Source organism: Streptococcus sp. LQJ-218 (assembly GCF_003428885.1).
Taxonomy (GTDB): domain Bacteria; phylum Bacillota; class Bacilli; order Lactobacillales; family Streptococcaceae; genus Streptococcus.
In genome coordinates this window covers 123,333-142,995 of sequence record NZ_QQRU01000007.1, presented here as the reverse complement: position 1 = coordinate 142,995, position 19,663 = coordinate 123,333, and the positions used below count along the sequence as shown (strand labels likewise).

At 40.6% G+C, this 19,663-nt stretch carries 20 protein-coding genes; 11 read left to right on the top strand and 9 right to left on the bottom strand.

Annotation, left to right across the window (positions count from 1 at the left end):
- Positions 1-116, top strand: a 116-nt coding sequence (locus tag D2908_RS07635) for an IS3 family transposase (RefSeq protein ID WP_165847425.1), incomplete at its 5' end; no start/stop codon positions are given.
- Between the two features lie 135 nt (positions 117-251).
- Here D2908_RS07635 and D2908_RS07630 read toward each other — a convergent pair.
- The 3 genes from D2908_RS07630 to D2908_RS07620 all read right to left on the bottom strand — a co-directional run bounded on the left by D2908_RS07630 (position 252) and on the right by D2908_RS07620 (position 3,409).
- On the bottom strand, positions 252-1,301 hold the full coding sequence (locus tag D2908_RS07630) for a DUF389 domain-containing protein (RefSeq protein WP_117306080.1): 1,050 nt from the start codon (positions 1,299-1,301) through the stop codon (positions 252-254).
- Positions 1,302-1,764: 463 nt separating this feature from the next.
- Entirely contained in the window at positions 1,765-2,739 is a 975-nt protein-coding gene (locus D2908_RS07625) for a HAMP domain-containing histidine kinase (protein WP_117306078.1), read from the bottom strand.
- Positions 2,732-3,409: a response regulator transcription factor gene (locus D2908_RS07620; protein ID WP_117306076.1), complete on the bottom strand. Its 678-nt coding sequence runs from the start codon at positions 3,407-3,409 to the stop codon at positions 2,732-2,734. The genes D2908_RS07625 and D2908_RS07620 overlap by 8 nt, the downstream gene beginning before the upstream one ends.
- 120 nt (positions 3,410-3,529) lie before the next feature.
- Between D2908_RS07620 and D2908_RS07615 the strand changes: the two genes are divergently transcribed.
- Entirely contained in the window at positions 3,530-4,603 is a 1,074-nt protein-coding gene (locus D2908_RS07615; RefSeq protein WP_117306074.1) for a DUF2974 domain-containing protein, read from the top strand.
- A gap of 523 nt (positions 4,604-5,126) precedes the next feature.
- Here the strand turns inward: D2908_RS07615 and D2908_RS07600 are convergent.
- Positions 5,127-5,564 (bottom strand): Rrf2 family transcriptional regulator, encoded by a 438-nt coding sequence (locus D2908_RS07600; protein ID WP_001166796.1) that lies wholly within the window; start codon positions 5,562-5,564, stop codon positions 5,127-5,129.
- 75 nt (positions 5,565-5,639) lie between these two features.
- Positions 5,640-6,482: a metallophosphoesterase family protein gene (locus D2908_RS07595; RefSeq protein WP_165847468.1), complete on the bottom strand. Its 843-nt coding sequence runs from the start codon at positions 6,480-6,482 to the stop codon at positions 5,640-5,642.
- Between the two features lie 111 nt (positions 6,483-6,593).
- On the opposite strand from D2908_RS07595, the gene D2908_RS07590 reads away from it, so the two are divergent.
- The 3 genes from D2908_RS07590 to D2908_RS10280 all read left to right on the top strand — a co-directional run bounded on the left by D2908_RS07590 (position 6,594) and on the right by D2908_RS10280 (position 8,495).
- Positions 6,594-7,244, top strand: coding sequence for a metal-dependent transcriptional regulator (locus D2908_RS07590; protein WP_117306070.1), 651 nt, complete (start codon positions 6,594-6,596; stop codon positions 7,242-7,244).
- 191 nt (positions 7,245-7,435) lie between these two features.
- Positions 7,436-8,074 carry a nicotinamide mononucleotide transporter gene (locus D2908_RS07580; RefSeq protein WP_240628278.1) on the top strand — a complete coding sequence of 213 codons (639 nt, stop codon included), beginning with the start codon at positions 7,436-7,438 and terminating at the stop codon, positions 8,072-8,074.
- An 85-nt stretch (positions 8,075-8,159) separates the two neighbouring features.
- Positions 8,160-8,495, top strand: a complete 336-nt coding sequence (locus D2908_RS10280; RefSeq protein WP_346426297.1) for a hypothetical protein — start codon at positions 8,160-8,162, stop codon at positions 8,493-8,495.
- A gap of 49 nt (positions 8,496-8,544) precedes the next feature.
- On the opposite strand, the gene dtd is transcribed toward D2908_RS10280, so the two are convergent.
- Both dtd and D2908_RS07560 read right to left on the bottom strand, forming a co-directional pair.
- Positions 8,545-8,988 (bottom strand): D-aminoacyl-tRNA deacylase, encoded by a 444-nt coding sequence (gene dtd, locus D2908_RS07565; RefSeq protein WP_117306065.1) that lies wholly within the window; start codon positions 8,986-8,988, stop codon positions 8,545-8,547.
- A 30-nt stretch (positions 8,989-9,018) separates the two neighbouring features.
- Positions 9,019-11,235: a bifunctional (p)ppGpp synthetase/guanosine-3',5'-bis(diphosphate) 3'-pyrophosphohydrolase gene (locus D2908_RS07560; protein WP_117306063.1), complete on the bottom strand. Its 2,217-nt coding sequence runs from the start codon at positions 11,233-11,235 to the stop codon at positions 9,019-9,021.
- A gap of 323 nt (positions 11,236-11,558) precedes the next feature.
- Between D2908_RS07560 and D2908_RS07555 the strand changes: the two genes are divergently transcribed.
- Entirely contained in the window at positions 11,559-12,992 is a 1,434-nt protein-coding gene (locus D2908_RS07555; RefSeq protein WP_117306061.1) for an N-acetylmuramoyl-L-alanine amidase, read from the top strand.
- A 256-nt stretch (positions 12,993-13,248) separates the two neighbouring features.
- Positions 13,249-13,878 carry an MBL fold metallo-hydrolase gene (locus D2908_RS07550; RefSeq protein ID WP_165847467.1) on the top strand — a complete coding sequence of 210 codons (630 nt, stop codon included), beginning with the start codon at positions 13,249-13,251 and terminating at the stop codon, positions 13,876-13,878.
- A 240-nt stretch (positions 13,879-14,118) separates the two neighbouring features.
- On the opposite strand, the gene D2908_RS07540 is transcribed toward D2908_RS07550, so the two are convergent.
- Positions 14,119-16,011, bottom strand: a complete 1,893-nt coding sequence (locus tag D2908_RS07540) for a M13 family metallopeptidase (protein ID WP_117306057.1) — start codon at positions 16,009-16,011, stop codon at positions 14,119-14,121.
- A gap of 177 nt (positions 16,012-16,188) precedes the next feature.
- Here D2908_RS07540 and D2908_RS07535 point away from each other — a divergent pair, with 177 nt between their 5' ends.
- From D2908_RS07535 to tpx, 4 genes are all read left to right on the top strand, one after another.
- Positions 16,189-16,911 carry a metal ABC transporter ATP-binding protein gene (locus tag D2908_RS07535; RefSeq protein ID WP_000619164.1) on the top strand — a complete coding sequence of 241 codons (723 nt, stop codon included), beginning with the start codon at positions 16,189-16,191 and terminating at the stop codon, positions 16,909-16,911.
- Positions 16,908-17,756: a metal ABC transporter permease gene (locus D2908_RS07530; protein WP_117306055.1), complete on the top strand. Its 849-nt coding sequence runs from the start codon at positions 16,908-16,910 to the stop codon at positions 17,754-17,756. Before D2908_RS07535 ends, D2908_RS07530 begins: the two co-directional genes overlap by 4 nt.
- Before the next feature lie 31 nt (positions 17,757-17,787).
- Positions 17,788-18,717 carry a metal ABC transporter substrate-binding lipoprotein/adhesin PsaA gene (gene psaA, locus D2908_RS07525; RefSeq protein WP_117306053.1) on the top strand — a complete coding sequence of 310 codons (930 nt, stop codon included), beginning with the start codon at positions 17,788-17,790 and terminating at the stop codon, positions 18,715-18,717.
- 120 nt (positions 18,718-18,837) lie between these two features.
- Positions 18,838-19,329: a thiol peroxidase gene (gene tpx / locus D2908_RS07520; protein WP_117306052.1), complete on the top strand. Its 492-nt coding sequence runs from the start codon at positions 18,838-18,840 to the stop codon at positions 19,327-19,329.
- A 114-nt stretch (positions 19,330-19,443) separates the two neighbouring features.
- Here the strand turns inward: tpx and D2908_RS07515 are convergent, their stop codons facing one another.
- The gene (locus D2908_RS07515) at positions 19,444-19,659 is read right to left on the bottom strand and encodes a hypothetical protein (protein WP_117306050.1); all 216 of its coding nucleotides are present in this window, start codon (positions 19,657-19,659) and stop codon (positions 19,444-19,446) included.
- Between the last annotated feature and the right edge of the window lie 4 nt (positions 19,660-19,663).

The following is a 19,663-nucleotide window of genomic DNA, read 5'->3' as shown; positions in this document are numbered from 1 at the left end:
TTAACCAATTGGAACAAGCCATTGTAGACTATATTGATTACTACAACAATAAGCGAATTAAGGTAAAACTAAAAGGACTCAGTCCTGTGCAATACAGAACTAAATCCTTTGAATAAATTAATTGTCTAACTTTTGGGGGTCAGTACAATTTTCAGTTGTTGCTTTTTCGATTTTATTTAATCTGAGCTAGTAGCGATTGGCCAAACCACCACACAAGATTTGCTCCCATGAGTTGGAAAAGATCAATATCCTCAATCCTTGTCTGCTTCTTTTTCTTTTACGAGATCTTTTTGTGAATCTTTTTCAGAGAGTTTTTGATCGATATACTGGTTAATGGTTTCGTAAAATTCCTTGGTCGTCTCACTATCTATTTTTGTCGAATTATGGACTTGATTGACTTTCAATTGAACAGATTGAATACCGTAAGAAGCTTGTTTTTGGTGGAGCGTTTCTAATTCTTCTTCTGAAATCGGATCTCCAACAACTGTCAAGACCAATTCATTATTCCTTGACTTGTAGACTTGATTAATGACCGTATGATTGGCGAACTCTTTGCCTACAAACTTTTTAATCCCTTCTTTTCGCGCTTGATCTATCGTCAGAGTGACTGCTGAATAGCTGGCTGGAAGAATCAATAATACAATCAAGATTATCAATCCAATTCTCATTTTAACATTTAGCTCTTTAAATGAACTTAAGGGAGATTTTCTCATCAAAATTCTTGTTCCAACCATGTTGATTAGCATGATAAAGACAAAGTTGATCAAGAAAAGATAGAGAGCTCCAAATAAAAATCGTACATTTCCAGTAGCTAAACCATAGCCTGCAGTGCAGATAGGTGGCATCAAAGCTGTTGCGATGGCTACTCCTGGTACGATATTGTTTGCTTCTTTTTTCCTTGAACCAATGAAACCGGCTATCCCACCCGCAATAGCAATGAGAACATCCCAAATGGTTGGAGAGGTTCGTGCAATCAATTCGCTACTTTCATAAGATAAGGGAGAAATCCAGAAATACAGAGTCGACACAAGCAAACTGACCAATACTTGAGTAAATAAAACCTCTAGAGATTGCTTGATTAAACGCGTATCAAAAATAGCTAAACCAAACCCCAGTCCAACAATCGGTGTCATAAGAGGGGAAATCAGCATGGCTCCAATAATGACAGCTGTTGAGTTCATATTTAAACCTATAGAGGCAATAAAAATCGCACACATCAAAATCACTATATCTCTTAATCGAACATGAAGATCATCATATAGTTTCTCGCGAAATTCACGTGTTGAATAGTTTCTGGTCATTGGTTACTCCTTTTATTTCATATAGTCTTGTTTCTGCATGGATGATGGTAGAGAGACTTCTGTCCCGTCTTACATATTTTTCTTCTCATCTCTTATTCTTTTGAAAATGATCCTTTAAATATCCATCAATCTATCCTTAACATTATACCAAAAATTTTACAGCATTTATATGAAGAAATCTATAAATTTAACAGATAGTTAAAGCCAGAAATTTTTGTTTCCTTATCCGAAGAAGGAAAAACGGTATCTCCTCTGAAAAAAGATGCCGTTTTAATCGTTAAACAGGATGAGTGTGTTTGACAATCCATTTCTCCATTTTGATGTTCAGCCAGAAACGTCCAATCATTCAGAATCAACAGTCCGACCGCAAGAGTGTAAAAAATATTATTGTAGACTACTCAATGCCATTAAGTTAAGAAATTCAAATACATTTCGTCTTATCCTGGGTTCTTATCTATTATGCTCACTCAAGGACTAGGTTCACTTGAGCAAATTGAATCCGCACTGTCGTTCCTTTTCCAACCTCAGACTCAATGCGAATCTGGTGACCCAGTTCTTCAGAAATTTTCTTAGATAGATAGAGGCCAAGTCCAGATGACTGCTGGGTCAAACGCCCATTATAGCCTGAAAAGCCACGTTCAAAGACTCGAAGTACATCACTGTTTTTTATCCCGATTCCCGTATCCTTGATACAAAGCTCTTGCCCTTCCATATAAATCTCCAGACCACCTTCCTTAGTGTACTTGAGACTATTTGAGATGATTTGCTCTATGACCACTAGTAACCACTTTTTATCCGTCACGATTTCTTTATCAAGGTCATGTAGATTGACATTTAGGCCTTTTTGAATAAAGAAAAGAGCGTATTTACGAATTATTTCCTTGATAAGGTCCTCAATTTGAACCTGCTTTAAGACCAAATCATCATGGAAACTTTCTAAACGCAGATACTGTAAAACCAGATTGGTATAGGAGTCGATCTTGAAAATTTCCTGTTCTAATTGCTGCTTCAGTTGGCGGTCGGCTACTTCTGCAACTAAGAGTTGACTGGCTGCAATGGGGGTCTTAATCTGATGGGCCCATAAGGTATAGTAATCCAGCAAATCCGTCAGTTTTCTTTCTGAATCTGACCTCTGCTGATAGAGTTCCATCTCACGCGCTTCTAATTTTTCTGCTAAAGCTACTTCCAAAGGAGACTGAGCTTCCCTCTCCCCATAGAGAATTTCCTTGCGATAGACCTGCATTTCCACCAATATGTCCCAAGCGAAAAATAAAATGGTTACAAAGCAACACAAGAGAAAAAAGTAGAGAAAGTAAATTCCCAAACTTGCAAATAAAAACTGAAAGAGCAAAACCAGAAACGCCAAGGCAAGCAGATAGACAAACAGACGACTACGGGAGCGCAGATAGGCTATAAAAAATTGTCTCCAATCAAGCATGCTTCAGTCCATACCCTATTCCTTTCTTGGTCTCGATAAATCCTATCAAGCCCTGCTCTTCCAATTTTTTACGCAAACGAGCCACATTAACAGAGAGGGTATTATCATCAATAAAAAAGTCACTGTTCCAAAGTTCCCGCATCAGATCGTCACGCGCTACGATATTGCCCGCGTGTTCAAATAAAACACGTAAAATCTGGAATTCGTTCTTAGTCAAATTCAAGGTTCGACCTTGATAATGTAAATCCATGGATTTGGTATTGAGGATAACACCAGCATATTCCAGTAAACTCTCGTCACGCCCGAACTCATAGGAACGGCGCAATAAGCCCTGAACCTTGGCCAAGAGAACCTGCTGGTCAAAAGGCTTGGTTACAAAGTCATCCGCCCCCATATTGATTGCCATGACAATATCCATAGCTTGGTCTCTCGAAGACAGAAACATGATGGGTACCTTGGAAATCCTGCGAATTTCCTGACACCAGTGATAGCCATTAAATAAGGGCAAACCAATATCCATGAGGACCAAATGAGGTTCCGACTGAACAAATAAACTCAACACTTCCATAAAGTCTTCTACCAGAACCACTTCAAATCCCCATTCAGAGAGCATTTTCCCGACCTGTTGACGAATGACCTGATCGTCTTCTACTAATAAAATCTTGTGCATGCGCTCCTCCTTTTCTATTATTATAACAGATTTTTTCATACTAGAAGGTCTGAAAATGAAACAATCCTACTAGCTAATTTGAGGAAAATTTGATAAGATAAAGAAAAGAAAGGAGCACCTATGGCTAATATTTTTGACTATCTGAAAGATGTCGCATACGATTCCTTTTACGATCTTCCTTTAAATGAATTAGACATTCTAGCCTTAACAGAAATCACCTACCTCTCCTTTGATAATCTGGTCTCCATAACTCCTCAGCGACTTTTAGACCTGGCTCCTCAGGTTCCAAGGGAGACTAACATGCTGACCAGCAAAAATCACCTCCAGTTATTGGACGAACTGGCTCAACACAAGCGCTTCAAAAATTGTAAACTCTCCCATTTTATCAATGACATTGACCCTGAATTGCAAAAGCAGTTTGCGGCTATGACCTACCGCCTCACTCTCGATACCTATCTGATTGTCTTTCGTGGAACTGATGACAGCATCATTGGCTGGAAGGAAGATTTCCACCTGACCTATATGAAGGAAATTCCTGCTCAAAAGCACGCCCTACGTTATTTAAGAAATTTTCTTATCCACCATCCTAAGCAAAAGGTCATTCTGGCTGGACATTCCAAGGGAGGAAATCTAGCTATCTATGCTGCTAGTCAAGTTAAGAAAAACTTGCAAAATCAAATCACAGCAATTTATACCTTTGATGCGCCCGGTCTCCACACAGATTTGACACAAACCAAGGGCTATCAAAGGATAATGGATAGAACCAATGTTTTCATTCCACAAGGTTCCATTATCGGTATGATGCTGGAAATCCCTAACCAGCAAATCATCGTATACAGTACTGCCTTAGGTGGCATCGCCCAGCACGATACCTTTAGTTGGCAGATTGAGGACAAGCACTTCGTTCAACTGGATAAAACTAACAGTGATAGCAAACAAGTAGACACAACCTTTAAGGAGTGGGTGGCCACAGTCCCTGACGAGGAACTCCAGCTCTACTTTGATCTCTTCTTTGGCACTATTCTTGATGCTGGTATTACTTCTATCAATGACCTATCTTCCTTCAAGGCTATCGAACACATTCATCATCTCTTCGTCCAAGCGCAATCCCTCACTCCAGAAGAAAGGGAAACCATGGGACGCCTTACGCAGTTATTGATTGATACCCGTTACCAAGCCTGGAAAAATAGATAGTACCTTTCAAAAATCAAATGTCTACAAAATAAAAGACTTAGAATACATACTTTCATGTATGTTCTAAGTCTTTTTAAATAGAATCTAATCGTTAATGAAACTCAAAGAGCAAACTAGGAAGCTAGCCGCAAATTGCTCAAAGTACAGCTTTGAGGTCGTAGATAAAGCTGACGTAGTTTGAAGAGGTCTTCAAAGAGTATAACTACAAAAGAATTCTTTTATTGGATAGCAAACTGATGGCTAATAGTAGGACACAAAAAGCAAGGAAGAGCCATTTCATCTTGACACAGATCGCTACGAACTCCCGAATAAAAGCAGATGGTATGTAGATAAAATTAACTTGAAATGAGGGATAATAAGAATAATACTGGCTTCCACAAACTTCTATTATCTTTCTAAAATGACAGGATAGAGGCTAATACAATTCCTATAACGAGAGGCATTTCTTCCTCCTTTTATGAGTACATTTTATCATAATTATTGATCATAATTAGCCAAAGAAAAAAGAGGGCATCTATCCCTCTCACTCCTTCATCTGACTCTCTGCATCAGCTACCACTTGCTCTAGACTGGTCTGACCAAGCTCAGCCTCCATAGCCAGCTGAATTCTCTCCAATTTTTGATCCAAAACATCATGAATATGAGCTCCTACAGGGCAATTTGGATTTGGATTATCATGGAAACTAAAGAGTTGACCTGTCTTACCAAGACACTCAACCGCTTGATAAACATCTAATAGACTAATATCCTTGAGGTCCTTGACAATCTCTGTTCCGCCCGTTCCACGCGCGACTGAAATCAGCTCTGCCTTCTTCAACTGGGACAAGGTCTTTCTGATAATGACAGGATTGACCCCGACACTAGCAGCCAGAAAATCACTGGTCACCTTACTTTCCTTCCCCTTGAGAGCGATGATAATCAGCATATGAGTCGCAATGGTAAATCTACTTGGAATTTGCATCCTCTCCTCCTTTTTACGAGGCTAGCCTGCCTCTACTCTTCTTTTTCTTTTATTATACCCTTTTTAGTTGTAATGTCAATCGTTACTACTTTTTAACCAGGCATCTAATTCCCTATCGTAGCCCTCTTTCTGGGCCAATTCTCTCAAAAATTCCTGATGATGAGTATGATGGATACCATTGACCAGACTTTCATAGTAAACCTCAAAATAGGGAAGTTTAAGGTCTTTAGCCAGCTGTAATTCAGCTGCCACATCGTAATCCACCCGTCGGAAGTCCATATCTACCAAGCCCTTGTCATCAAACTCTAAAATCATATACTGGGCCCGCAAGTCCTTCCGCAACTGGGCATCTAGAAAGAAAGGTTGCCCAATCGAACCTGGATTAACAATCAATTGGCCACCAGTCCCGTAACGAAGCAACTGCTGATGGATATGACCATAAACAGCAATATCGCAAGGCGGATTGGTGACAAGACGATCAAAATCCTCTTGTTTTCCCAGATGAATCAACTCTCGTCCCCAGTTCTTATCAGGCAGATGATGGCTAATTCCCACCGTCAAATCCCCAAACTGACGATGAATCTGGAGTGGTTGATTGTGGAGCAGTTCAATTTCTTCTAGGGAAATTTCCTCTAAAACATACTGGCACTGGCGCAAGAGATAGCGTTGACTGGGACGAGTACTATCCAATTCCTTGCGGACACCATGCCAAAGACTGTCCTCCCAGTTTCCCAAAACTCTAGCCGTAATCGGTAGTTGAGCCAATAAGTCCAAAATCCTTCTACGCCCTGTCCCTGGCATGAGAATGTCTCCTAGAAGCCAGTATTCATCCACTTCTAGCTGCCGAGCATCTGCCAAAACAGCCTCCAAGGCGGTGGTATTTCCATGAATATCTGAAAGAAGAGCTATTTTCGTCATATCCATCTCCTCGTTTTTTCTCTTGCAATAAGTATAACATAAAAAGTCACAGCTAGAGAAATCTAGCTTTTTTTGATATACTAGATAAAGATATTAGACAAGAGGAAACGAATGACCCCGAATAAAGAAGATTATCTAAAGTGTATTTATGAAATTGGCTTAGATTTGCATAAAATTACCAATAAGGAAATTGCGGCCCGCATGCAAGTCTCTCCCCCTGCCGTAACTGAAATGATTAAACGAATGAAGAGCGAAAATCTCATCCTAAAGGACAAGGAATGTGGCTATCTACTGACTAACCTCGGCCTCAAACTGGTCTCTGAGCTCTATCGTAAACACCGCTTGATTGAAGTTTTTCTAGTTCATCATTTAGACTATACGAGTGACCAGATTCACGAGGAAGCTGAGGTATTGGAACACACTGTCTCTGAACTATTCGTGGAGAGACTAGAAAAATTACTTGGCTTCCCCAAGACCTGCCCTCACGGAGGAACTATTCCTGCTAAGGGAGAACTCTTGGTTGAAATCAACAACCTACCATTAGCTGATATTAAAGAGACTGGATCCTACCGCCTGACTCGAGTTCACGATAGTTTTGACATTCTCCATTATCTGGACAAGCACTCCCTTCACATCGGTGACCAGCTCCAAGTCAAGCAGTTTGATGGCTTCAGCAATACCTTCACTATCCTCAGTAAAAACGAGGATTTACAAGTAAATATGGACATTGCCAAACAACTCTATGTCGAAAAAATCGACTAATTTCTCAAGTCCCCTACCAACCCTGAAAACTTGATTTTCAGGGTTTTATTTCTATTATTTGATTTTACTCTCATTTAGTTGTAGAATGTTTGTAAAAAATAAGAAAGATAGTTTAACCTATGAAAAAATCACTAAAAATTTTTGCGACATCTAAATGGTTTGACCTTTTCGGAGTTGCTTTGGTCGTTTGAATTGCAATTGCATCTGGTTACCTCAACTCCCGTCTCGACAAATTCGTAGACTGGGGACCATGGACTGCCCTTATTCCCTTTGGATTGATTTCTGTAACCAACGTTGGGATTTCCATGTTATCCACTCGCTTCACGGGAAAATTAAGCAAATGGGGAAATTACTTTGGTATTGTCAATACGATTTTGTCTGGTACCATTGATTATATCCTTGGAAATAAGGCGGCCATTATCACCTATCCCGTCACCTTTCTCATCTATACCTTTGCGATTAAGAAATGGGAAGCTTCGCAAGAAGGCAAACCCAACCAAATGAGCCCAAAACAGGTAAAATTGGCGGCCATCATCATTTCCATCATCGCCTTCCTCTTTGCCTTTGTGACCAACTATATTGGCTATGGAGGTAAGATGAATCTCCTTGCCTACGTAACAACTATTGCCTTTGGACTGTCCCTCATTGCCAATGCTTTGAACGCATTGAAACTAACAACTCAATGGGGTTTTTGGTTGATTTACAATTTTGTGCAGCTGACAAAGGCTGGCATTCAAGGAAATTTCGCCAATATCGGTAAATACATCTTTTATATCCTCAATGCAATCGGAGCTTTATTTGTCTGGAATGATGAAGAGGTGGAACAATAAAAGGGAAATCTAACAGAATCTCCTTACTAAAATTTTTTACCATTTTACTTGTAACTCCCATTCTTTTGGAGTAGAATGAAGATAGATAAAAAAGGGGGGGGGGCTTACTTGGAACTGGATTTTGATTTATAGCGGTTGGCTCATTTTCTTTCATCCTGTGCTATTGACCTATCTTTCAAATCAACTTTGTGACCACTTTAGTCACCTCTATTCCCTGATTAGACCGAGATTCTGGCGCTTTGCCTTACAAATCCTCCTGTGGGATAGCCTGATCATTCTCTCTGTGCTGTTTTTAAGGGGTGTCCCACTCTTCCTTCAGGGGACTCTCCTCATCCTAGGACATCTCATCCCTTCCTACCGCATAAGCCAGAGCCTGAAAAGAGACTTCCCTCAAGCATATCAGGAACCCATTGCATTTTGAGGTATTTTATGATAGATGAGAAAAACCAAGCCCGTGAGCTTGGTTTTTCTTATCTATTTTTAGTATCAAGGATAATGGTGACTGGGCCATCATTGACCAGCTCAACCTGCATATCCGCTCCAAAGATGCCTGTCTGAACGGGCACTTCTTGCGCTAATTTTTGATTGAAAGCATCATAATAGTCTGATGCCATATCCGGTTTAGCTGCCCCTGTAAAGGCTGGACGATTACCTTTTTTGGTATCGGCAAACAAAGTAAACTGAGAGATGGAGAGGATTTCTCCTTCAATATCTTTGACAGACAGGTTCATCTTGCCTTCTGCGTCTGAAAAAATCCGCATATTGACCAGTTTTCTCACAGCATAGTCCAAATCTTCCTCTTGGTCCTCTGGTCCAACACCAACCAGCAATAAAAGGCCTTGGTTGATTTTTCCCTGCACCTGATCTTCAACAGAGACTTGAGCTTTCTTGACACGCTGAACGATAATTCTCATAGCAATCCTTTCTGATTATATCAAACCAACTTAACCATTAGTCCGTTTGACAGAGTAAACTTCTGGCACACTCTTAATCTTATCAACTACAGTGGTCAGCATTGAAAGGTTTGAAATTCCAAAGGAAACATGGATATTAGCAAATTTCATATCTTTGGTTGGTTGGGCATTAACTGTTGAGATATTTTTTGTTGTGTTTGAGAGAACTTGCAGTACATCGTTCAATAGTCCTGTACGGTTGAGTCCGTAGATATCGATGTGAGCCATATATTCCTTGCTTGAGAATTGGTCTTCCCATTCAACATCGAGTAGACGTTGCTCATAATTTTCCTGCGAACGAAGGTTCATACAGTCTACACGGTGGATGGCAACTCCGCGTCCTTTGGTAATATAGCCGACGATGTCATCACCTGGAACAGGGTTACAACATTTGGCAATCCGGATCAAGAGACCAGAAGCACCTTGGATGACTACTCCACCCTCATGCTTAACCTTAAGCCTATCCTTGTTCTCCACCTTTACTTCGCCACCCTTGACCAATTCTTCAGCTTCTGCCTTAGCCTTGGCACGCTCTTCTTCACGGCGTTCCTTCTCCGTCAAACGGTTAAAGACAGTGATGGCTCCGATTTCTCCAAAACCAATGGCTGCAAAAAGAGCTTCTTCTGTTTTGTAACTAGTTTTTTGAAGGACTTCATCCATGTGACGTTTGTCCATAAATTTATTAGCCACATAGCCGTTTTCTTGGAGCTGACTAATCAGCAATTCACGACCTTTATTGATGGACAATTCTTTGTCTTGGTTCTTAAAGAATTGACGAATCTTGTTTCGGGCTTTGCTGGTCTTGACCATATTAAGCCAGTCACGGCTTGGTCCAAATGAGTTTGGATTGGTGATGATTTCAACCTGGTCACCTGTTTTTAGCTTGGTAGTCAATGGTACCATGCGGCCATTAACCTTGGCACCTGTTGCTTTTTCCCCAATTTTAGTATGAATCTCATAGGCAAAGTCAATCAGGCCAGAATCTTTTGGAAGTGAACGAACCGCGCCATCTGGAGTAAAGACATAAATCTCCTCAGCCAGATAGTTTTCTTTGACAGTATCTACAAATTCCTTGGCATCATCTGCTTGATCTTGAAGCTCCATCATCTCCTTGATCCAGTTCATCCCAATGGCAGATTCCTTGCTATTAACCTGACCCTTGATGCCTTTCTTATAAGCCCAGTGAGCCGCAATCCCGTACTCAGCAACCTCATGCATTTCCTTGGTACGAATCTGGAACTCAATCGGTCCTTTTGGTCCGTAAACAGTCGTATGGATAGACTGGTAACCATTGGCCTTACGGTTGGCAATGTAGTCCTTAAAGCGTCCAGGCATTGGTTTCCAAAGCTCTTGGACATATCCCAACATGGCATAGACATCACTCTGAGTGTCTAGGATACAACGAATGGCAATTAGGTCATAGATCTCCTCAAAACGTTTTCTCTTATCCTGCATTTTGCGGAAAATCGAGTAAATATGTTTGGGACGACCGTAAATCTTCCCTTTCAAGTGACGATCCGTCGTATATTCCTCTAATTTTGTGACTACCTCATCCACCAAGGCCTCACGCTCTCTGCGCTTTTCCTTCATCATATGGGTAATCTTGTAAAATTCCGTTGGATTTAGATAACGGAAAGATAAGTCTTCCAACTCCCATTTGACACTGGAAATCCCCAAACGGTGGGCAAGTGGGGCATAGATTTCCATGGTTTCTTTGGAAATACGCTCCTGCTTGTCTTTTCGAAGATGTTTCAGGGTCCGCATATTGTGCAAGCGGTCAGACAATTTGACCAAGATAACGCGGATGTCCTCAGACATGGCCATGAGCATCTTGCGATGATTTTCCGCTAATTGCTCCTCAATCGATTTGTACTCAACCTTACCAAGTTTGGTAACGCCATCAACGATTACCCGCACATCAGGGCCAAACTCTCTTTCCAAATCATCCAAGGTCGCATCTGTATCTTCTACCACATCATGCAAGAAACCACAGGCTACCGTTACAGCATCTAGCTTAAGTTTGGCTAAAATACCTGCTACTTGGATAGGATGAATAATGTAGGGTTCGCCAGATTTACGGTATTGACCACTGTGGCATTCCACCGCATAGACCAAGGCCTTATGGACAAAAGCCACATCTTCTTTCGATAAATATTTTTGCGTTAAAGCGACGACTTCATCGCCTGAATAAATTACTTCTTTTGGCATGCAAACTCTCCCATTCTTCCTACCATTTTAACACTTTTTTGAGGATATGAAAACTAGAAAAAGAGGATTCTAAAGCTTATTCAAGTTGTTGGGAAGGAGGATAAAAAAGATTCACACTAAAATAATAAAATTATCTGATTTTCATCTATCTTTTTTGATATAGGCTACACTAAAAGTCAGGAAAATGAAAACACATTCTTCTTTTTTCAATAAATAAGGTTTGATATTTTGGTAATTTTCTAACTTTTTTAGTGTATAATGGTAATAAGAACAGTTTTTTACGATAATTACTGAAATTTCATTTCTCTAGAAAGGCAAACAAGATGAAATCACACAAAAGACTGACACTTTTAACTTTGGCTATTCTTGGCTTATCAAACCAAGTCGTTTTAGCTGATGATACGAGTCGTTCCACTACTAGCTCTATGACTAGTTCACCCAGTAGCTCAACAAGCAGTTCTACAAATGCTTATACTAGCAGTTCTCAAGCTAATACAGAAACTTCGTCAAGTACAGCTACTTCAAGTGAGCAAGAAAGCAAACCTTCTCTTTCTAGGGAAACCAAACCCAATCAACCTCTACAGACTGGCTGGGTAAAAGAAGGGAACAAGTGGACTTTTTATAGTCAAACTGGGGTCAAATTTACAGATACTCTCTATGATGGTTATTTCTTTGATAGTCATGGCTACTTGCTTGAAAACAGCTGGTACCAAATGGGAAATAATTGGTACTATATCAATGGTTCAGGTAAATATTTATCCAACCAATGGAGCCAAATCAATGGCAAGTGGTATGCTTTTGATGGCTATGGTAGAATGTTGTCCAATGTCTGGAAAGACGATTACTACCTCAAATCCAGCGGTGCTATGGCAGATAAGGAATGGGTCTACGACCAAAGCTACTCTAGTTGGTTTTACCTAAAATCTGGCGGACGCTATGCCCAAAAACAATGGATTGGTTCCTACTATCTAAAATCTGGTGGCTACATGGCCCATAAGGAATGGATTTATGACCCAGACTATCAAGCTTGGTACTATCTTAAAGACGATGGTGTGTATGTTACAGGAACCTATGCGGTGGATGGTAAAAACCAGCTCTTCCAAGGGAATGGAAAATGGGTTCGTGAATTAGCACAAGGTTTTCAAAAAGGACATTACTCTAAAACTATCTTTCTCGATCCAGGACACGGTGGTAAGGATCGCGGGGCTTATTACTATGGCATAGCTGAGAAAGAATTGAACCTACAAGTTTATCGTAAGCTACGTAAACGACTAGAAGGACTCGGCTATACCGTTCTCACCTCTCGAGACAGTGATGTAGACGTTGATTTTATTACCGAACGTTCTCGTATGGTCAACAAGACTAATGCTGACTTTTTCATCAGCCTTCATTTCAATGCAAAAGGGAATGATACAACCATTAACCTAGGTATCCAGACCTATTCTTACAAGGATGAACCTGGTTTCCCTAGCAAGATTAACAAGGATTGGCACAACAATCCTGAACGGATGAGTGAAAGCAATCGTCTCGCAGCCGATATCCATTCTTCACTGCTAGCTGAAACTGGAGCTAGAGATGCCGGGCTCTTGCAAGCAACCTTTGCTGTTCTTCGTGAAACAGCTAAACCAGCTGTTTTGCTAGAGATGGGCTATATGGATAATCCAGAAGAAAACCAAAAAATCTGCAGTAGTGACTACCAAGATAAACTAGTTGAAGGGATTGTCAAGGGAATCCAAAAATATTATGCTGGCAATTAAAACAGTTTAAGCCTCGAACTCATTCGGGGCTTATTTTTTTATCTAAATCTAGTTCTTCTTTCTAGAACTATTCCCTTTTTATGCTTATTCTCCCCAACTGTGCTATACTTAATTTATACTCAATGAAAATCAAAGAGCAAACTAGGAAACTAGCCGCAGGTTGCTTAAAGCACCGCTTTGAGGTTGAAGATAAAGTTGACGCGGTTTGAAGAGATTTTCGAAGAGTATTAGTACATTCTTTAAGATTGGAGCTAGTATGAAAATCCATAAAACCGTGAATCCTGTTGCTTATGAAAATACCTATTACTTGGAAGGCGAAAAACACCTCATCGTCGTCGATCCTGGTAGCCATTGGGACGCCATTCGTCAGACAATAGAGAACATCAACAAACCGATCTGCGCTATTCTATTGACCCACGCTCATTATGACCATATCATGAGTCTGGACTTGGTGCGCAAGACTTTTGGCAATCCCCCTGTCTATATCGCAGAGAGTGAAGCCAGCTGGCTCTATACTCCTGTCGATAATCTCTCTGGTCTCCCTCGTCACGATGATATGGAAGATGTGGTCGCAAAACCTGCAGAACACACCTTTGTCTTTCATGAAGAATACCAACTAGAGGAATTTCGTTTTACTGTCTTGCCAACACCAGGTCACTCTATCGGTGGTGTTTCTATCGTCTTTCCTGATGCTCACCTAGTCTTGACAGGTGATGCTCTTTTCCGTGAAACAATTGGACGAACTGATCTTCCGACTGGTAGCATGGAGCAACTCCTTCATAGCATCCAGACCCAACTCTTCACCCTACCAAACTATGATGTCTATCCAGGGCATGGTCCAGCTACGACCATCGCTCACGAAAAAACCTTCAATCCTTTTTTCTAGCAAGATGATGACAATCAATTTCGCAATTTAATACTCAATAAAAATCAAAGAGCAAACTAGGAAGCTAACCGCAGGTTGCTCAAAGTACCACTTTGAGGTTGCAGATAAAGCTGACGTGGTTGAATTGATTTTCGAAGAGTATAAGTAAATTATACAGCAAATCTTTCCATTACAAAAGGCATCCTATCAAGGTTTTCACACCTGATTGGATGCCTTTTTCTGATGACTAGATTTTTTACATTACCAAATAATCACGCGGTCTTCTGGTGAGCGCCACATTCCGTCACCTTCTTTGACATCATAGGTTGTAAAGAAGTCATCAAAGTTTGGCACTTGGATGTTAACACGGAGTTTAGCTGGTGCGTGCACATCAACACTAGCCATGAGTTTCATCAACTCTGGGCGACCTTTCATTCGCCAGATACGAGCAAAGTTATGGAAGAACTCTTCAGCTGAGAAGTCTGGTTCTCTCTTGGCAGCTTCTAGCGCTGCAGCGATTCCTCCTAGGTCAGCAACATTTTCAGATACGGTCAATTTCCCGTTAATGGTTGCTCCATAAGAATCTTGTCCATCAAACTGGTCAATGACTTTTTGTGTTTTCTCCTTGAAAGCTGCATAGTCACTCTCTGTCCACCAGTCCTTGAGGCTACCATTTTCATCAAAGGATGCTCCGTTGGTATCAAAGGCGTGAGAAATTTCATGGGCGATAACTGCACCGATCCCACCGTAGTTAGCAGAAGATGACTGATGTAGGTCATAGAATGGTGCCTGTAAGATAGCGGCTGGGAAGACAATCAAATTCTTTTGTGGATTGTAGTAGGCGTTGACCATATGAGCAGGCATTCCCCACTCCTTATAGTCAACTGGCTGGTTCCACTTGCTCCAACTGTGCTTAATTTCCACACGCGCAAAGGCTAGAGCATTGTCAAAAAGGCTAGCATTTTCATCCACTACCTTGTTCTTGTAGCGCTCTGGTAATTCTTCTGGATAGCCGATATATGGCTTAATGACATTGAGTTTGACGATGGCCTTGTCACGAGTTTCAGGAGTCAGCCAGTCATTCTGAGCCAAACGTTCCTTATAGACATCAATCATAGTTGCCACTTTTTTCTCCACATCCGCCTTGGCTTCTGGAGAGAATTTTTCGTGGGCATACCAAAGGCCAAGAGCTTGTTTAAAAGGTCCTTGTGCTAGCTGATAGGCTGACTTGACCTTGTCTTTGGCTTCTGGAATTCCTGAAAGCGCACGGCTATAAGCTCCTGACAGGACACGGATTTCTTCTGTTAAATAGCTAGTTGAAAGATTTACCACACTCAAGATCAAGCTTGCCTTGAGGAGAGGCCAAGCTTCTTCACTATAGAATTGCTCTGCTGCTTGCCAGAAACGTTCTTCATCTACAATGACCTTATCAGGTACTTGTCCAAGAACAGCTTGGAAAAAGTCATCTAGAGGTAGAGCAGGTGCAAACTTTTTGAAATCTTCGTAAGCATATGGATGGTAAAGTTTTGCGTATTCTGAACTCTCTTCGTTTGAAAGAACGACAGCTGCGATACGGCGGTCCAATTCCAATCGTTTCTCTAAAAGATCTTTGATTTCTTCATCTGAGAAGTTATAGGCTTTGAGGAGATTAGAGGTACTTTCTTTCCAAAGGTTCAATAATTCCTCACGCTGTGGATGGTCTTCCGCATAGTAGGTTGTATCAGGCAAGATAGTTCCTGGAGCACTGGCCCATAGAACATTGGTTCTAGCATCCATAAAGTCTGGTGATACTCCAAATGGAAGAAAGTTAGGTTTGCCAGCTAATTCAAATGCAGCTAGTTTGCTTGCAAAATCCGCAAAAGTTTCTAATTCTTGGAATTCTTTAAGAAGAGGTAAGACAGGTGTGATACCGTCCGCTTCTCTCTTGTCAAAATCACGAACTAGGCGGTGGTATTTGACAAAGTTTGCCAAGATAGCATCATCAGGAACCTCTTTTCCTGTCAACCACTTGTCTGTTGTCGCTAGCATCAGGTCTTCAATTTCTTCGTCAAGGTCGATAAAACCACCTGTTCTCGATTTATCAGCTGGAATGACGGCCGTCTTTTCCCATTCACCATTTATAGCATCATAAAAATCATCTTGATAACGTGTCATCTTGTTCTCGCTTTCATTTTTCACTTATTCTTAGCTTAGCAAAAATCCCTTGGGAATGCAATTAAAATTGCCGAATTACCTTCTTATTTTAATCGTTAATATTTTAAATTTTTACAAAATTAACTTGACTTAAAAATAAAATTAAGGTATATTAAAAAACAGGAGGAATACAACTGTATGATACGTATCGAAAACCTCAGTGTCTCCTACAAAGAAACGTTGGCACTAAAGGATATTTCACTAGTGCTCCAAGGACCAACAATTACCGGTATCATTGGTCCAAACGGTGCTGGAAAATCAACATTATTAAAAGGTATGCTGGGAATTATCCCACATCAAGGTCAGGCATTTCTCGATGACAAGGAAGTTAAAAAATCCTTACACCGAATTGCCTATGTCGAACAAAAAATCAATATCGACTACAACTTTCCCATCAAGGTCAAGGAATGCGTCTCGCTAGGACTCTTTCCTTCTATCCCTCTCTTTCGCAGTTTAAATGCTAAACATTGGAAGAAAGTGCAAGAAGCCCTTGAAATCGTCGGCCTAGCTGACTACGCAGAACGTCAAATCAGTCAACTGTCTGGAGGTCAATTCCAGCGGGTCTTGATTGCCAGATGTTTAGTTCAAGAAGCCGACTATATCTTACTGGATGAACCTTTTGTTGGGATTGATTCTGTCAGTGAGGAAATCATCATGAATACGCTGAGAGATCTGAAAAAAGCTGGCAAGACGGTCCTTATCGTTCACCACGACCTCAGCAAGGTTCCCCACTACTTCGATCAAGTCTTACTTGTCAATCGAGAAGTGATTGCTTTTGGTCCAACCAAAGAAACCTTTACCGAAGCCAATCTCAAAGAAGCTTACGGTAATCGACTCTTTTTCAATGGAGGTGACCTATGATTGCAGAATTTATAGATGGATTGCAAAAATTCCATTTCCTACAAAATGCCTTGATAACAGCTATTGTCATCGGGATCGTAGCTGGAGCTGTGGGATGTTTCATCATCCTACGTGGGATGTCACTCATGGGAGATGCCATTTCACATGCTGTCTTACCAGGTGTAGCCCTCTCCTTTATCTTGGGCATTGACTTCTTTGTTGGAGCCATTGTCTTTGGACTACTCGCTGCTATCATCATTACCTATATCAAGGGAAACTCGATTATCAAAAGCGATACCGCCATCGGCATTACCTTTTCTTCTTTCTTAGCCCTCGGTATCATCTTGATTAGTGTCGCTAAAAGTTCAACTGACCTTTTCCATATCCTTTTTGGTAATATCCTAGCCGTCCAAGATACGGATATGTTTATTACTATGGGTGTGGGGGCAGCCATTCTCTTGTTAATCTGGATTTTCTTCAAGCAACTCTTGATCACTTCCTTTGATGAACTCTTGGCTAAAGCCATGGGAATGCCTGTCAATTTCTATCACTACCTTCTCATGGTACTCCTGACTCTCGTGTCTGTGACAGCCATGCAAAGTGTTGGAACTATCCTGATTGTAGCCATGCTGATTACCCCAGCTGCAACTGCTTATCTCTATGCTAATAGCCTGAAAAGCATGATTTTTCTTTCCTCAACCTTTGGAGCTATAGCTTCAGTTTTGGGACTCTTTATCGGTTATAGCTTTAACCTTGCGGCAGGTTCTAGTATCGTGCTTACAGCTGCTAGTTTCTTTCTCATTAGCTTCTTTATCGCTCCAAAACAACGATATTTGAAACTAAAAAATAAACATTTGTTAAAATAAGGGGCAATGCCCCAATAAATTGGAGGATCTAATGAAAAAATTAGGTACATTATTCGCTCTCTTTCTTTCCGTTATTGTTCTTGTAGCATGTGCTAGCGGAAAAAAAGATGCAGCTTCTGGTCAAAAACTAAAAGTTGTTGCTACAAACTCTATCATCGCTGATATTACTAAAAATATTGCTGGTGACAAGATTGATCTTCACAGTATCGTTCCGATTGGTCAAGACCCACACGAATACGAACCACTCCCTGAAGATGTTAAGAAAACTTCTGAGGCTGACCTCATTTTCTACAACGGCATCAACCTTGAAACAGGTGGCAATGCCTGGTTTACAAAATTGGTAGAAAATGCCAAGAAAACTGAAAATAAAGACTACTTTGCAGTCAGCGAAGGCGTTGAAGTTATCTACCTTGAAGGAAAAAATGAAAAAGGAAAAGAAGACCCACACGCTTGGCTTAACCTTGAAAATGGGATTATCTTTGCTAAAAATATTGCCAAACAATTGAGCGCCAAAGACCCTAACAACAAAGAATTTTATGAAAAAAATCTCAAAGAATATACTGATAAGTTAGACAAACTTGATAAAGAAAGTAAGGATAAATTTAATAACATCCCTGCTGAAAAGAAACTCATTGTAACCAGCGAAGGAGCATTCAAATACTTCTCTAAAGCCTATGGTGTCCCAAGTGCCTACATCTGGGAAATCAATACTGAAGAAGAAGGAACTCCTGAGCAAATCAAGACCTTGGTTGAAAAACTTCGTCAGACAAAAGTTCCATCACTCTTTGTAGAATCAAGTGTGGATGACCGTCCAATGAAGACTGTTTCACAAGACACAAATATCCCAATCTACGCTCAAATCTTTACTGACTCTATCGCAGAACAAGGTAAAGAAGGCGACAGCTACTACAACATGATGAAATACAACCTTGACAAGATTTCTGAAGGATTATCTAAATAAATTTCTAAAAACGTCATTCTCACGTGAGCTGGCGTTTTTCTATGTCCATATTTCCAGTCAAATCATTGGAAAATTCTGGCTGTTTCAGCTAAAATGGAAGAAAAAAGATTGGAGTATTTTATGGTAACTTTTCTCGGAAATCCTGTGAGCTTTACAGGTAAACAACTACAAGTCGGCGACAAGGCACTTGACTTTTCACTCACTACAACAGATCTTTCTAAAAAATCTCTAGCTGATTTTGATGGGAAGAAAAAAGTCTTGAGTGTCGTGCCTTCTATCGATACAGGTATCTGCTCAACTCAAACGCGTCGTTTTAACCAAGAACTGGCTGGACTAGACAACACAGTTGTCTTGACTGTTTCTATGGACCTCCCTTTTGCTCAAAAACGTTGGTGCGGTGCTGAAGGTATTGAAAATGCCATCATGCTCTCAGACTATTTCGACCATTCCTTTGGACGTGATTATGCTCTCTTAATCAATGAGTGGCACTTTTTGGCACGCGCAGTCTTTGTCCTCGATACTGACAATACGATTCGCTACGTTGAATACGTGGACAATATCAACTCAGAACCAAACTTCGAAGCCGCAATTGCAGCTGCTAAAGCCCTATAGAAAAAATCCTCTGTCACAAAGAGTTCCCTACTCTTTGAAACGGAGGATTTTTGTTTACGAGTAAATATAAGATCAATCAGCTAAAAAGAACTGCCTGACTCTTTGAAAATCTATTCAAACCACGTCAGCGTGGCCTTGTCGTAGATATATGTTACTGACTTCGTCAGTTCTATCTGCAACCTCAAAACGGTGTTTTGAGCTGACTTCGTCAGTTCTATCCACAACCTCAAAACAGTGTTTTGATCTAACTTCGTCAGTCTTATCTACTAGCTCAAAACGGTATTTTGAGCAACCTGCGGCTAGTTTCTTAGTTTGCTCTTTGATTTTCATTAAG

Bases quoted from the DNA above. Each gene is read 5' to 3' on its own strand.
- D2908_RS07630 (WP_117306080.1), bottom strand. From the start codon at position 1,301: ATGACCAGAAACTATTCAACACGTGAATTTCGCGAGAAACTATATGAT.
- D2908_RS07625 (WP_117306078.1), bottom strand. From the start codon at position 2,739: ATGCTTGATTGGAGACAATTTTTTATAGCCTATCTGCGCTCCCGTAGT.
- D2908_RS07620 (WP_117306076.1), bottom strand. From the start codon at position 3,409: ATGCACAAGATTTTATTAGTAGAAGACGATCAGGTCATTCGTCAACAG.
- D2908_RS07615 (WP_117306074.1), top strand. From the start codon at position 3,530: ATGGCTAATATTTTTGACTATCTGAAAGATGTCGCATACGATTCCTTT.
- D2908_RS07600 (WP_001166796.1), bottom strand. From the start codon at position 5,564: ATGCAAATTCCAAGTAGATTTACCATTGCGACTCATATGCTGATTATC.
- D2908_RS07595 (WP_165847468.1), bottom strand. From the start codon at position 6,482: ATGACGAAAATAGCTCTTCTTTCAGATATTCATGGAAATACCACCGCC.
- D2908_RS07590 (WP_117306070.1), top strand. From the start codon at position 6,594: ATGACCCCGAATAAAGAAGATTATCTAAAGTGTATTTATGAAATTGGC.
- dtd (WP_117306065.1), bottom strand. From the start codon at position 8,988: ATGAGAATTATCGTTCAGCGTGTCAAGAAAGCTCAAGTCTCTGTTGAA.
- D2908_RS07560 (WP_117306063.1), bottom strand. From the start codon at position 11,235: ATGCCAAAAGAAGTAATTTATTCAGGCGATGAAGTCGTCGCTTTAACG.
- D2908_RS07555 (WP_117306061.1), top strand. From the start codon at position 11,559: ATGAAATCACACAAAAGACTGACACTTTTAACTTTGGCTATTCTTGGC.
- D2908_RS07550 (WP_165847467.1), top strand. From the start codon at position 13,249: ATGAAAATCCATAAAACCGTGAATCCTGTTGCTTATGAAAATACCTAT.
- D2908_RS07540 (WP_117306057.1), bottom strand. From the start codon at position 16,011: ATGACACGTTATCAAGATGATTTTTATGATGCTATAAATGGTGAATGG.
- D2908_RS07535 (WP_000619164.1), top strand. From the start codon at position 16,189: ATGATACGTATCGAAAACCTCAGTGTCTCCTACAAAGAAACGTTGGCA.
- D2908_RS07530 (WP_117306055.1), top strand. From the start codon at position 16,908: ATGATTGCAGAATTTATAGATGGATTGCAAAAATTCCATTTCCTACAA.
- psaA (WP_117306053.1), top strand. From the start codon at position 17,788: ATGAAAAAATTAGGTACATTATTCGCTCTCTTTCTTTCCGTTATTGTT.
- tpx (WP_117306052.1), top strand. From the start codon at position 18,838: ATGGTAACTTTTCTCGGAAATCCTGTGAGCTTTACAGGTAAACAACTA.
- D2908_RS07515 (WP_117306050.1), bottom strand. From the start codon at position 19,659: ATGAAAATCAAAGAGCAAACTAAGAAACTAGCCGCAGGTTGCTCAAAA.